The organism is Thalassolituus oleivorans MIL-1 (assembly GCF_000355675.1).
Classification (GTDB): domain Bacteria; phylum Pseudomonadota; class Gammaproteobacteria; order Pseudomonadales; family Oceanobacteraceae; genus Thalassolituus; species Thalassolituus oleivorans.
In genome coordinates this window covers 3,519,526-3,532,047 of the sequence record NC_020888.1, presented here as the reverse complement: position 1 = coordinate 3,532,047, position 12,522 = coordinate 3,519,526, and the positions used below count along the sequence as shown (strand labels likewise).

The window sequence follows — 12,522 nt, the reverse complement described above, 5'->3', positions numbered from 1 at the left end:
ATGAAACGGTTCATGATCTTTGCGGTCGCGTCTTTTTTAAGCGTTATCGGTTGGATAGTGAGCGATATAGGATCACAGGACACTGTGATCCGTTCTTTGCCGATGGAAAATGCATCGGCTCAGAACGCAGACTATGGCTCTGCAGCGTCACTAAATAGCACAGTGAACGAAGCGGCACTTCGCACTTTTCGTGGCGCATCTGAAGATGGCAAGTTACGGGTTGATGAGACCAATCACTTGGTCATCGACTTGCAATTGCGTCATTGGTTTGATTTTCATTTATCTGCAGTCGGCGAGTTGAGTATTGCCGACATTCGTAATGTTATGACAGAGCGCATAATGCGATTGCCATTACCTGCCAGAGATGAAGCGCTGGCAGTGCTAAGTGCTTACTTGGGCTACTTGGATGCGCTTGCCGCATACGATGAAACTACGGCTCTAAAAAACCAAATGAGCGATGCGTCTAGTCGTATGCTTACTCGCTTAGAGTGGCAGCAGCGCTTGCGGCGTGAGTGGCTGCAACCGGATGTCGTAACCGCTTTTTTCACTGCTGATGAGCTAATCGATAATTACACCCTGCAAAAATTAGCACTGCTGCGTAATGGCGCTAATGCTACTGAGCTCAAACAATTGGACGAATCTCTACCTGAAGTTGTACAGGTGATGCGTGAGCAATCACAGTCCGTGTTAACGCTGAATCAAGAAATGGCGCAGATGCAGGCGCAGAATGTGAGTGCAGAGGATCAATACGCTTGGCAGGTACGCGAGTACGGTGAGGAAGCCGCACAACGCTTAGCACAGGTAAAACAGCGCCAAGAGGAATGGCAACAACGTTTAAAAGATTATCGGCACTATAAACAGTCGCCTGAGCTACAACGACTGGCACCGCAAGATCGCGATGATTTATTGCAAACCTATCGTGACGCTCACTTTACGAGCCTTGAGCAGAAGCGAATTGGGGCGGCACTGGCGTTGTTGAAGGAGGAATAACGCTTTCTTGGTCGGCGGCTTGCAGAAGCTTTTGCAAAGGCAGAAACAATGCAGGTGCCGACATTAATAAATTTTCACTATAAATTTCAGGATTTGCACCAGCAGGTAGGGGGTATATGTGCCCAACCGTCGCTCCAGACTCACGAGCAATCAGCTGCGCAGCGGCGAAATCCCACGGCTTAACGGTTTCGTAATAAGCGTCCATTCGTCCACAGGCTAACCAACAGATATCCAACGCTGCAGAGCCCAAGCGACGTACGTCAGCACAGCGGGTGAGTACGCTATTCAAACGCCTCATCAAACGCGGCAAATCATCTTTTACATAGGGAAAGCCTGTCGCCACTAGTGCTCGTCCTAATTCCGACTTAGTGCTGCAGCGAATAGGATGATCATTTAAACGTGCGCCTTTACCAGCAATGGCGTGGAAGGTTTCCTGCATAAATGGATTATGAACGACCGCTACTTTAGCTTTGCCTTTGTGGTAGTAGGCAATGGAAATAGCCACTTGAGGGTGGTGGTGCGCGTAATTCACGGTGCCATCAATGGGGTCGATAATCCAAAGATGTTCAGCATCGGTGCCGCCATCTGGATTGAGCTCTTCTGATAGGATTTGATGGTCGGGATAAACTTGGCGAATGCCTCGACATATTAATTCATCGGCAGCTACATCGGCCTGAGTAACGAGTTCCGTGCCGCCTTTAAACTCTACTGAGAGTCTTGGCCTCTGTTGACTGATAAGGTTTCCCGCATCAGTGGCAAGGCGCAATGCTAGCGTGAGTACATTAGTTATATGCATAGTAACTCCTTATTCAACGAGCCGTTGGCAGCGATTGAATATGCGTAGCGACGGTAACCATGCCGCAGAAACCAGTTCTTGATATTCGTCTGGTCATTGCGGAGTGCAACAGATGTTATATTATTACTTTTTAATCGGACTAACTAGCTTTCTATGATACGCGTTCATTTGATCACCGGCTTTCTCGGTGTGGGAAAAACCACTGCCATTCTGGACGTATTGGCGAATAAGCCGAGTCAGCAAAAGTGGGCAGTATTGGTGAATGAATTTGGTGAGGTTGGTGTTGATGGCACCATTCTCGCGGCACAAGGTGCTGTGGTGAAAGAAGTTCCTGGCGGTTGCTTATGCTGCGTGTCGGGTTTGCCCTTTCAAATGGGGCTTAATCTTCTTATTGCCCGCGAAAATCCGGATGTTATTTTAATTGAACCTACGGGGTTGGGGCATCCGCGCAATATTCTTAATATGCTGGCGGCAGAGCATTATCAAAGCATTTTAGAGCTGGGTGCCACCATTTGCTTGCTCGACCCGCGGCATTTATCCCAGCCGCGTTATACCAGCAACGACGTATTTAAAGATCAATTGCAGGTTGCTGACGTGCTGGTGGCGAATAAAACCGAGCTGACCTCGCCCGCTGATAAGTCCGCGTTTGATACTTTGCTTGAGCGATCACAACCGCCGAAAGCCGCATCTTACTGGACGACACAAGGTCATTTCGATTTATCCTGTTTGGAACTCGCCGCCAATCCGCAGCGACGTGTGCAATTTCGTCCAGCAACAAATATCAGCACCACGCCATTAGCGAACCCAAGCGCTCCCGAAGTGAATGTGCAGGAGACGTCTGGCCTTGTTGACGCCAGTAATTCTATATTGGCGTTGGAAGAAGGGCAGGATATTCGTCGACTAGAGAATCAAGGCGACGGGTATTTTTCTGTGGGTTGGTTGTTGTCTGGTAATTGGCAGTTCTCGTTAGCAGAGTTACGGCATTGGCTGAATACGTTGAACCTACAGCGGGCCAAGGGCTTACTTCGTACGGATCAAGGTTACTACGTTCTCAATTGGCGTGACGGCGCCTTAACCGAAATGCCGACGCGAGCGCTGGAAGAAAGCCGTATTGAATTGATTCATGATGCAGCGCTTAGCGCCGATGAATTAGAGCGAGCATTGTTGGCTTGCCGAATAAATTCATAACAAGATTATGTATAAAAAGGATGTTGAAGAATGAAGTACTGCCCACAATGCACATCGACGTTAACGGATACCGTCATTGATGGTGAGGCTCGAATTGCCTGTGCCGCTGAGTGTGGATTTGTTTTTTGGGATAACCCAACGCCGGTGGTCGCCGTTGTGGTAGAAACGCCAGATGGCATAGTACTAGCTCACAATAAAGCATGGCCTGAAGGTATGTTCAGTATTATTACTGGATTTTTAGAACGCGGCGAAACGCCCGAGCAGTGCGCCCTACGTGAAACCGCAGAAGAACTAGGATTGCAAGGAAATAAAGCCGAGTTTATTGGTTTTGAATTGTTTGATGGTCGTGGTGTTGGTGGGCAGATATTTAATCAATTAATTATTGGTTTTTATGTCTATGCCGAGGGGGAGATTCGTCTTGATGAAAACGAATTAGATCAGGCAAAAACAATTTCCCGGGAAAAAATAAAAGGCTGGGATTCAGCCACTGGAAAAATATTGCAACGCTGGATTGATGGCTTAGCTCATTAAAAACGATGAGACATAGTCATCTAGCATCAATAAAACTGTCAATAAAGTGTCTTAGATAAGCAACCTAGATGTGTCCCAATGGAACCGCCAATTTTTAGCTTGCGGATGTTCCGCACATTGAGGATGCAATGAAAACACAACTCCCTTCGATTGCCTCGGCGCTGACATTAGCGCTGGCATCCGTTAGCCATGCCGACATATTAATCAACGAAGTCGATGCCGATCAAACAAGTACAGATATCGCTGAATTTATCGAATTATTTGATGGCGGCTTAGGCAACCAATCTTTAGATGGTTACAGTCTCGTTTTTTATAACGGCAGCAATGATCTAAGTTATCAAGCATTCAGTTTGGATGGATACAGCACCAACAATGATGGGTACTTCGTCTTGTGTGGTGACGCGGCGCAAGTGGCAAATTGTGATCTGGATGTCTCTCCAGATTCTAATTTAATCCAGAACGGTGCGGATGCCGTTGCATTGTATGTAGCTTCTGCCAGTAATTTCCCTACGAATACTGCAGTAACGACCACCGCATTAGTGGATGCCGTGGTTTACGACACCAGTGACACCGATGATAGTGGTTTATTGGTATTGTTGAATGCCGGCCAGCCACAACTTAATGAGAATGAAAATGCTGCAAGCACAACGGATTCTATTCAGCGTTGTGGTGGTGCTGCACGTGATACTGATGGCTTTGTCGTCGCTGCTCCTACTGCAGGTGTCGCTAACCAGTGCAGTGTTGTGGTTGAGCCAAGCATTGGTTTATGCGGTGACGAAGCGACGGGAATTCATGCTATTCAAGGCGCAATCTCTGACGTAAGTAATGATACCAGCCCATTGCTCGGCCAAAGTGTGATTGTTGAAGCCATCGTTACGGCAGATAAGCAAGGCGGGGCATTGGCCAGCGGCGATTCTTCGTACCAATACAGCGGCTTTTGGCTACAACAAGCGGACGATGCAGTAGACAGTGATCCGATGACATCCGAAGGTGTATTTGTTTACGACTATAGCGATGCGGTCAATGTTGGTGATCGCGTTCGTTTGCAAGGGACGGTATCTGAATACAATCAAGTGACTCAAATTAGCCAAGTTAGTGAAGTGGTTATTTGTGCTTCAGGCCAGACTTTGCCCGCGGCAACTACGATTAACTTACCGGTTGCAGATTTGAGCGCGTTAGAAGCGCTTGAAGGCATGCGCATCGCAAACGATCAAGGCTTAGTGGTTAGTGATTTATTTGGTACTGGCTACGGTTTTGGAAATTATGGTCAGTTTGTGGTGTCTTCGCGTTTGCACTTCCAAGGGACTGAAATTGCTTTACCCGGCTCGGATGCCGCTATTAATGCAGTTAATGAACGCAATTTAGATGCGTTGTTAATTGACGACGGTGTATCAGCATCTTACCCAAGTTTTATTCCATTCCCAGATGAAACAGGTTTTTCTGCATCCAATCCAATGCGCATTGGTTATCAAGTACCAGCAGTTGCCGGTGTAATGCATGCGTATAAAAATAACTACACCATCATTCCTGATGCCATCACCATTGATCCAACTCATGCACGTACATTAGCCCCTGTGGTAGCTGAGGATGCGAACTTAGTGATCGTTGGAATGAACGTACTTAACTATTTTAATGGCGATGGCTTAGGTGGTGGTTTCCCCACATCTCGTGGTGCGCCAACGGCTGATGCTTTTGCCATGCAAAGCGCTAAAATCGTGAGCGCTTTAACCGCAATGAATGCCGACATTATTGGTTTGATGGAAATTGAAAATGACGGTTATGGATCGGAAAGTGCTATTCAAACTTTGGCTAATGAATTAAATCAAACACAAATGCCAGGCTTTGAATATAGCATTATTACTCCGAATTCTTCGTTTTTAGGTACGGATGAAATTGCGGTGGGTTTACTGTATCGAGCCGAAAAAGTTACTCCGGTTGGTTCGGCGTTGGTATTAAATACTGCTAACTCGCCGCTGGATGATAATTCTGAACCTTTATTTGATGACACAAAAAATCGCCCAGCATTAATTCAAAATTTTGCGGTTAACGGCCACGAGATCACCATTGCTGTGAATCATCTTAAGTCGAAAGGGTCGGCTTGTGGCGAAGTCGATGAAGGTAGCGACGGCCAAGGTAACTGTAATATTAAGCGGACACGCGCGGCGCAAGCTTTGGTCGAATTCTTGGCTAATGTCGAATCTGACGGCGTGATGATTCTGGGTGATCTAAATGCCTACAGCCAAGAAGATCCGATGCAGGTATTTTACGCTGCTGATTTTACCAACTTAAAATACACAGCAGCGTCAACCGAAGCACAACCATATTCGTACTCGTTTAGTGGTTTGTTAGGTAGCTTAGATCATGCCTTGGCGACAGGTGTTATTGCGGAGCAAGTCGTGAGCGTGGACGCTTGGCATATCAACTCAGTGGAAGATTCATTGGTCGATTATTTAACCGAAGCCAATGGTCAAACATTCAGCTCGATTGATAATTATGCTGAGCCGGATGCGTATCGTTCTTCGGATCACGATCCCATTGTCGTTGGTTTGAATTTACAAGCTCCGGTTACCAATAGCGCTCCGCAACAAGATAATGAAATCCCTGTTGTTTTGGTTAACCGCAGTAATGCCCGTATTGCTGTCAGTGTTAGTGACTATGTAAGTGATGCTGATGGTGATGAATTAACGTATTCAGCTAGTGACTTGCCAGAAGGTTTTAGTTTATCGAATGCTGGCCAGTTAACGGGTGTTGCTACACCGAGCGTAATCGCTATGTTGCCGCTAACACTCACTATCGATGTTACTGATGGCTATGACACTATTAGTGTTGCTGTCGAGCTTGAAAACAACACACGTTGGTATCGCTTACGTCAGCGTTGGTTGGCTTTTTTGGAATGGCTACGCGGATAATTAATTACAATTAATCGTGTTTAAAATAGCCCTAGGCGCGTCGTGTCTGGGGCTTTTTTCTATTTAATTCTTTTTGCAATTGCCTGATCCATTGATCTACTCTTTTTTCAGTTAATTCGTGTTGGCGGTCTTCATCAAGTCCTAATCCTACAAAGTGGCGACCATCGGTGGTTAATGCCCGCGATTCTTCAAAGTCGTACCCTTCAATAGAATAATAGCCAATCACGGTTGCTCCACGATCGCGCACGGCATCGTGCAGTAATCCCAAAGCATCCAAAAAGTAATAACCATAACCGAGCTGATCACCCAAACCATAAAGGGCAATCGTTTTATTGGCAAAACTCATATCTTCCAGTATTGGCCAAAAATCTTCCCAGTCGGCTTGAATACCGCCGAAATCCCAAGTAGGTATGCCCAATATTAATGTCTGATATTGCGCAATATCCTCAGGTGCACAGCTGGCTATGTTGTGAATTTCGACCACAGCCCAATCAATTTTTTCTTGTAGTAGATAAGCAATTTCTTCGGTATTTCCCGTATCAGTACCGTAAATCAATCCAATCCGTTGCATAAATAGCTCCTTAAATGACGTAACGAGAAATAAAAGAAAAATCACGAGATAAGGTTTTGATGCGACTATTGCTTCCTGGTTGCGCCCGATACAAATGCTGTAAAGCAAAGAAAGGTTGATACAAGTATTCGAGGCATTGGTGTCGCCATGCTTCATCGCAACTGACGTTAACCCCGGTATCGCGCAAGGTGTTGTAGATGCGTCTTAGCCAGCTTTCTTGTAGGCGTATGAGATCACGCTCACCGGCTTCTTGGGCAAGCTCTAAACCGGCATCTAGGTAATCATTCAGCCACTCATGATGTAATTCATCGCCGTGGTAACTACGAATAGTATTTTCCAAACGCTCTAAGCGCAGAATACAAGAATTGCGGTGTTCTCGTTGTGGTACAAGATCGGGAAAGGTCGTTACGGGGTAGATATCAGCGTATAGCGACATAGGTATTCCTCCTTATTTGAAGAATACCTTAATGAGAATGGTTTTCATTTGCAACGGGGTTTGATTGAAATATAACTATCAACTTTTAGTAATTGATAGTTAGTGCCATTCGAACGACTTTTCTTGGCCTTTATTTAACTTAATCCAGCCGTTATCACTGGCGGCATTTTCGTCGCCTTCTTTCCAACCTTCGGCGCTGCAGCGAATCTCTGTTTCTAGCGCAGAGTGGGCTGCACGAGCTAACTCTAGGTCGGTATGCCAAGTCGTATCATTTTGCTTAAACCAAAGGCTAGCGAAATTTTTCTCAGCGCCTTCATTTAAAAACACATCCATATCGTTACAACGATAGTGATGGTGTCCAGCGGCAGATTTAATGATCTCAACTTTGAACAAGGAGGCGAGCCAGCTATGCACGGCTTCTGGATTTGCCTTCATGATATAGATTTCTAAATCGGGAAGTTGGTCAGTCATTGGGGTTTGAGATCCTTAATATACGGAAGAGGCTTAGTGCTATGTAACCAATTAAGGCAGCCAAGCCACCGATGGATGCGAGTGCTAATCCAGCGAGTGCGGCCATTTCTTGCTGCCAAGAGGGTAAGAGTAAGCGATCTACGCCAATAACAATACCAAGGCCCGCAAAAAAGCCGACAGCACCCCATACAAACAAACCAAGGTAACGTCGATCATTGTGCATTTGTTGCTTAAGTATAGAGCGCCAGTCCATCGGTCCATCCGATAACGATGAGGTGAGTAGTGAGCATAGCAAATCTAAAAGTTCTGTTAACGGTTAAAAAACGGTCGTTTGAATGAATCCCATAGCTGGTGCACCTTAGAGCCCGTTGTTAATAAATTACACACAGAATTATCCACAGCAATTGTGGATGAGCTTACAAGGTTGTCCCCAGATGATCGAGGGGCTAGGTGCTCCGTCAGAGCATTGAGTCATTGTTTGGTCAGCTAACTCAAATGACGTGATTGGCTATGCTTATCCTATGAATAATAAGGAGTTTTTAATAACGATTTGAACTGATGCAAATCTGTACGACATTTTTAAAGCTAGTAATACTGGGGATTTAGACCACTTGTCTCCAAACTATCCACTAGTTTATCCACAGAATATGTGGAAAACCTTTGTGAGCTAGGCATAGGTTGTGCACAGCAGCGACAATCTTGGGTCAGTTGGTTGAAATCTTAGCGATATTGGTGAATAGGGCGCCGGTGGTGCGTTGCGCGACCATCCCGAGCCAGAGTCTACTTTCACTCCCTGCTAGCTCCGCACTGCACCGGCGTAATTCCCATATTAGGCCACCCTCATAGCCTGAAATTATAGTAATTCAGACCTAAGATTTCGTCTCTGTGGCACGATGTCGCAGGGGGTTGTCTATTTTTTGATCTTTATCGCATGCATTTGATTGAATTCACTGAGGGCTTTAGGTAAACTCCGCGCTCCTTTTTATCCATCCAAACGACAAATGTTGTGGTTTAGATGGACTCCTTGCCTTACCGGATCCCCTGGGAGGCTATAACCCACGAGGAGTTGACAATGCGTCACTACGAAATCGTTTTTCTGGTTCACCCAGATCAAAGCGAACAAGTACCAGCAATGGTAGAGCGTTACACCAACACCATCGAAGCGACTGAAGGTAAAATTCATCGCTTTGAAGATTGGGGCCGTCGTCACTTGGCTTACCCAATCAATGATGTTCATAAAGCTCACTACATTCTTATGAACGTAGAATGTACACAAGAAGCTTTAGATGAGCTGACTACTAACTTCCGTTACAACGATGCAGTTCTGCGTAACTTAGTTATCCGTCGCGACGAAGCCGTTACTGAAATCTCTCCGATCAAAGCAGCTGAAAGCCGTGAAGATCGTCGTCGTCCTGATACTCGCTCAGAATCTTCGGATGACAGCGCGGATATTGAAGAAGATGATGCAGATGATATCGAAGACGATTCATCTGAAGATAACGCAGAATAAGAGAGGATTTGAGTCATGGCACGTTTTTTCCGTCGTCGTAAGTTCTGCCGTTTCACTGCTGAAGGTGTAGCGGAGATCGATTACAAAGATATGGATACCCTAAAGGGCTATATCACTGAAACTGGTAAAATTGTACCAAGCCGCATCACTGGCACTCGCGCTAAATATCAGCGTCAGTTGTCTACAGCGATCAAGCGCGCTCGTTACATTGCTTTGCTACCGTACACTGATCAGCACGACAACTAAGTTAAGCTGATTATTAACGGATGAAATCTCTGGCCCGATGGGCCATGAGTCGCCGGTTGTATGCGTTTATCGCAGTAGCCGGCACTCTAATGGTTCCTTTGTTGTTCTGGATCGGAGGCGCACTGTCAGCATTAATTATTATGCGACAGGGCGTGAAGGACGGTGGTCGAGTGGTTCTCTGGGCATCACTTCCCGCAATTGCGTGGAGTGCGATCGGAGATTCAACGGCCCTGATTACGGTGATCGGCGCGAGCTTGATTGCCGTTGTTCTGCGTAATTATCAACGACTCGATTGGGCGTTGTTATTAGCGACAGGATTGGGAGTAATGCTGTTTGCTTTGCTACCTCTGCTATACGGCGATGTATTAACTGCCGTTATTAGCGAAATAGAGGGACAAATTATGACAGCGTTGACAGAGCAGCCAGACATGGCCGCAACTGTTCAACCTATGGTGGCTCCTGTTGTCAGTGGTGGCTTAGCCGCACTGCATGTAATTATCTGTATTTTGTGTCTGTTTTTGGGACGCTACTGGCAAAGCGAGTTGTACAATCCGAAAGGGTTTGGCCGCGAGTTTAATCAGTTGCGATTACCGCTAGCATACAGTCTACCGGCCACCGGCTTGGTAGTGTTTGCTGGGGCGTTACAGCCAAGCATGGTAGGTGTTTCTGTTGTCGCAACAGTGCCACTGTTTTTTGCCGGATTGGCGGTGTTCCATGGTGTCGTGTCAAAGACACGAACCAGCTCGAATTGGTTGGCTGTATTGTATGTAGCCGTACTGGTTTTTGAGCCTTACATGTACACATTACTAATTTTCGTAGCGTTATTGGATAGTCTTACCGACATCCGGGCGCGACTAAAAGACACGGCTGAGGACGAATAACCCTAGCCCTGTAATGAGGATTTATTGATGCAAATTATTCTTTTAGAAAAAATCGCTAACCTAGGTACTCTAGGTGACCAAGTTTCTGTTAAGCCAGGTTACGCTCGTAACTTCTTGTTCCCACAGGGCAAGGCAGTTCCAGCAACTAAAGCAAACGTTGAACAATTCGAAGCACGTCGTGCCGAATTGGAAGCGCAAGCAGATGCTAACCTAGCTGAAGCCAATGCTCGTAAAGAGAAAATCGAAGAAATCGAATTGTCTGTTGCCGTTAAAGCGGGCGACGAAGGCAAATTGTTCGGTTCTTTGGGCAACCGTGACATCGCTGACCTAGCGTCACAAGCGGGTGTTGAGTTGGCTAAATCTGAAGTTCGTCTACCAAACGGTCCTATCCGTAACGTTGGCGAATTTGACGTGACTATCCAGTTGCATGCAGAAGTTTCTGCTGTACTGAAATTGCACGTAGTAGCAGAGTAATCTGTGTTGACGGTTAGGGCTGTATAGCTCTAATCGCCAGAATGAGGCACTATTGGTTTACGCTAATAGTGCCTTTTTTATTGGAGTTTAAGGGACGTTCATGAACGACGATTATTCACCGGATCATTCTCATGGTAACGAGTCGAGCAGTGCTCGCGTGCCGCCTCATTCGGTAGAGGCAGAGCAGTCGGTATTAGGAGCCTTGATGCTGGATGAGCGTGCCTGGGAATCGGTATCTGAGACTATTCAAGATAACGACTTCTATCGCCACGAGCACCGCTTAATTTTTCGTTCTATCGCTCATTTGACTGCCAGTGAGCAACCGATTGATGTCGTGACGGTTGCCGAAGAGTTAGAGGAGCGTGGTCAGCTCGATAAGATCGGTGGCGCTTCTTATTTAAGCCGCCTTGTCGATATGACACCGTCTATCGACAACTGCGAAGCCTATGCTCAGATTGTTAACGAACGCGCACAACAGCGTCGCTTAATTGAAGCAGCCAACGATATTATTGATAAGGCCTACGAACCAGCGGGTGATGACTCCCTGACCTTGGTATCGGATGCCGAAAAGGCCATCGCTCAAATTGCTGAAGGCAGTCGTAAAGATGGCGGACCGCAATTGGTTGCGCCGATTCTAAAGCAGACGCTCGAACAGCTTGATCAGATGTTTAACCAGCCAGACGGTTTAACCGGTATTACTTCGGGTTTTACCGAGATCGATAGCCGCACGTCCGGGTTCCAGAAGGCCGACTTAGTGATTGTTGCCGCGCGTCCTTCCATGGGTAAAACCACGTATGCCATGAACTTGGTTGAAAATGCTTTGTTAGCAACCAAGCGACCAGTATTGGTATTTAGTTTAGAAATGCCGTCTGAATCCATTGTGATGCGTATGTTATCGTCGATTGGACGGATTGATCAGACGCGTATTCGTAGTGGTAAATTAATTGATGAAGATTGGCCAAAGCTTTCCGCGGCGGTGAATTTATTAAAAGATTTACCTTTGTATATAGACGACACTGCAGCGATTACACCGCAAGAAATGCGGGCTCGGGCACGTAAGGTGTATCGCGAAAATAACAACGATCTTGCCTTGATCATGGTCGATTACCTGCAATTAATGCGAGTGTCAGGGCCGTCGGAAGGACGTACTCAAGAAATTTCGGAAATTTCGCGGACGTTAAAAGTGATCGCGAAAGAATTTAACTGCCCTATGATCGCGCTATCGCAGCTTAACCGCTCGTTAGAGCAACGACCGAATAAACGTCCCGTGAGTTCCGACTTACGTGAATCAGGCGCGATTGAGCAGGATGCCGATATTATTCAGTTTATTTATCGCGATGAAGTCTATAACGAAGACACGCCTGATAAAGGCGTTGCTGAAATCATTACTGGTAAACACCGTAACGGTCCTATTGGTACTGATCGCTTGGCGTTTATCGGTAAATATACCCGTTTTGAAAATCTCGCCCGAGGCTATGACGGCGACGACGAATACTAATCGGGTTGCGCACACATTGCG

At 46.4% G+C, this 12,522-nt stretch carries 14 protein-coding genes; 9 read left to right on the top strand and 5 right to left on the bottom strand.

The features are described from left to right. Positions 1–990, top strand: coding sequence for a lipase secretion chaperone (locus TOL_RS16200; protein ID WP_081601162.1), 990 nt, complete (start codon positions 1–3; stop codon positions 988–990). Here TOL_RS16200 and TOL_RS16195 read toward each other — a convergent pair. Then, positions 932–1,786: an inositol monophosphatase family protein gene (locus TOL_RS16195; protein ID WP_015488446.1), complete on the bottom strand. Its 855-nt coding sequence runs from the start codon at positions 1,784–1,786 to the stop codon at positions 932–934. The two genes, TOL_RS16200 and TOL_RS16195, sit on opposite strands and share 59 nt — an antisense overlap. A gap of 153 nt (positions 1,787–1,939) precedes the next feature. Here TOL_RS16195 and TOL_RS16190 point away from each other — a divergent pair, with 153 nt between their 5' ends. The 3 genes from TOL_RS16190 to TOL_RS16180 all read left to right on the top strand — a co-directional run bounded on the left by TOL_RS16190 (position 1,940) and on the right by TOL_RS16180 (position 6,414). Next, entirely contained in the window at positions 1,940–2,974 is a 1,035-nt protein-coding gene (locus TOL_RS16190) for a CobW family GTP-binding protein (RefSeq protein WP_015488445.1), read from the top strand. Between the two features lie 30 nt (positions 2,975–3,004). Next, complete coding sequence (locus TOL_RS16185) at positions 3,005–3,505, top strand: NUDIX domain-containing protein (RefSeq protein WP_015488444.1); 501 nt, start codon at positions 3,005–3,007, stop codon at positions 3,503–3,505. A 128-nt stretch (positions 3,506–3,633) separates the two neighbouring features. Further along, positions 3,634–6,414 (top strand): ExeM/NucH family extracellular endonuclease, encoded by a 2,781-nt coding sequence (locus tag TOL_RS16180; RefSeq protein WP_015488443.1) that lies wholly within the window; start codon positions 3,634–3,636, stop codon positions 6,412–6,414. A gap of 31 nt (positions 6,415–6,445) precedes the next feature. On the opposite strand, the gene TOL_RS16175 is transcribed toward TOL_RS16180, so the two are convergent. The 4 genes from TOL_RS16175 to TOL_RS16160 all read right to left on the bottom strand — a co-directional run bounded on the left by TOL_RS16175 (position 6,446) and on the right by TOL_RS16160 (position 8,145). Further along, the gene (locus TOL_RS16175; RefSeq protein WP_015488442.1) at positions 6,446–6,985 is read right to left on the bottom strand and encodes a flavodoxin; all 540 of its coding nucleotides are present in this window, start codon (positions 6,983–6,985) and stop codon (positions 6,446–6,448) included. 10 nt (positions 6,986–6,995) lie between these two features. After that, positions 6,996–7,421, bottom strand: a complete 426-nt coding sequence (locus tag TOL_RS16170) for a hypothetical protein (protein WP_015488441.1) — start codon at positions 7,419–7,421, stop codon at positions 6,996–6,998. Between the two features lie 99 nt (positions 7,422–7,520). Further along, on the bottom strand, positions 7,521–7,892 hold the full coding sequence (locus TOL_RS18550; RefSeq protein ID WP_015488440.1) for a hypothetical protein: 372 nt from the start codon (positions 7,890–7,892) through the stop codon (positions 7,521–7,523). Beyond that, the gene (locus tag TOL_RS16160) at positions 7,885–8,145 is read right to left on the bottom strand and encodes a hypothetical protein (RefSeq protein WP_015488439.1); all 261 of its coding nucleotides are present in this window, start codon (positions 8,143–8,145) and stop codon (positions 7,885–7,887) included. Before TOL_RS16160 ends, TOL_RS18550 begins: the two co-directional genes overlap by 8 nt. Before the next feature lie 819 nt (positions 8,146–8,964). Between TOL_RS16160 and rpsF the strand changes: the two genes are divergently transcribed. The 5 genes from rpsF to dnaB all read left to right on the top strand — a co-directional run bounded on the left by rpsF (position 8,965) and on the right by dnaB (position 12,501). After that, on the top strand, positions 8,965–9,402 hold the full coding sequence (rpsF, locus tag TOL_RS16155) for a 30S ribosomal protein S6 (RefSeq protein WP_015488438.1): 438 nt from the start codon (positions 8,965–8,967) through the stop codon (positions 9,400–9,402). Between the two features lie 15 nt (positions 9,403–9,417). After that, positions 9,418–9,648: a 30S ribosomal protein S18 gene (rpsR, locus tag TOL_RS16150; RefSeq protein WP_015488437.1), complete on the top strand. Its 231-nt coding sequence runs from the start codon at positions 9,418–9,420 to the stop codon at positions 9,646–9,648. A gap of 44 nt (positions 9,649–9,692) precedes the next feature. Beyond that, complete coding sequence (locus TOL_RS16145) at positions 9,693–10,529, top strand: hypothetical protein (RefSeq protein ID WP_041588538.1); 837 nt, start codon at positions 9,693–9,695, stop codon at positions 10,527–10,529. Between the two features lie 27 nt (positions 10,530–10,556). Beyond that, complete coding sequence (gene rplI / locus TOL_RS16140) at positions 10,557–11,003, top strand: 50S ribosomal protein L9 (RefSeq protein ID WP_015488435.1); 447 nt, start codon at positions 10,557–10,559, stop codon at positions 11,001–11,003. A gap of 100 nt (positions 11,004–11,103) precedes the next feature. Beyond that, positions 11,104–12,501 carry a replicative DNA helicase gene (dnaB, locus tag TOL_RS16135; RefSeq protein ID WP_015488434.1) on the top strand — a complete coding sequence of 466 codons (1,398 nt, stop codon included), beginning with the start codon at positions 11,104–11,106 and terminating at the stop codon, positions 12,499–12,501. Positions 12,502–12,522 lie beyond the last annotated feature (21 nt).

Coding starts and splice junctions, on each gene's coding strand:
- TOL_RS18550 (WP_015488440.1), bottom strand. CDS start 7,892: ATGACTGACCAACTTCCCGATTTAGAAATCTATATCATGAAGGCAAAT.
- rpsR (WP_015488437.1), top strand. CDS start 9,418: ATGGCACGTTTTTTCCGTCGTCGTAAGTTCTGCCGTTTCACTGCTGAA.
- rpsF (WP_015488438.1), top strand. CDS start 8,965: ATGCGTCACTACGAAATCGTTTTTCTGGTTCACCCAGATCAAAGCGAA.
- TOL_RS16195 (WP_015488446.1), bottom strand. CDS start 1,786: ATGCATATAACTAATGTACTCACGCTAGCATTGCGCCTTGCCACTGAT.
- TOL_RS16175 (WP_015488442.1), bottom strand. CDS start 6,985: ATGCAACGGATTGGATTGATTTACGGTACTGATACGGGAAATACCGAA.
- TOL_RS16190 (WP_015488445.1), top strand. CDS start 1,940: ATGATACGCGTTCATTTGATCACCGGCTTTCTCGGTGTGGGAAAAACC.
- TOL_RS16185 (WP_015488444.1), top strand. CDS start 3,005: ATGAAGTACTGCCCACAATGCACATCGACGTTAACGGATACCGTCATT.
- TOL_RS16145 (WP_041588538.1), top strand. CDS start 9,693: ATGAGTCGCCGGTTGTATGCGTTTATCGCAGTAGCCGGCACTCTAATG.
- TOL_RS16180 (WP_015488443.1), top strand. CDS start 3,634: ATGAAAACACAACTCCCTTCGATTGCCTCGGCGCTGACATTAGCGCTG.
- TOL_RS16160 (WP_015488439.1), bottom strand. CDS start 8,145: ATGGACTGGCGCTCTATACTTAAGCAACAAATGCACAATGATCGACGT.
- TOL_RS16170 (WP_015488441.1), bottom strand. CDS start 7,421: ATGTCGCTATACGCTGATATCTACCCCGTAACGACCTTTCCCGATCTT.
- dnaB (WP_015488434.1), top strand. CDS start 11,104: ATGAACGACGATTATTCACCGGATCATTCTCATGGTAACGAGTCGAGC.
- rplI (WP_015488435.1), top strand. CDS start 10,557: ATGCAAATTATTCTTTTAGAAAAAATCGCTAACCTAGGTACTCTAGGT.
- TOL_RS16200 (WP_081601162.1), top strand. CDS start 1: ATGAAACGGTTCATGATCTTTGCGGTCGCGTCTTTTTTAAGCGTTATC.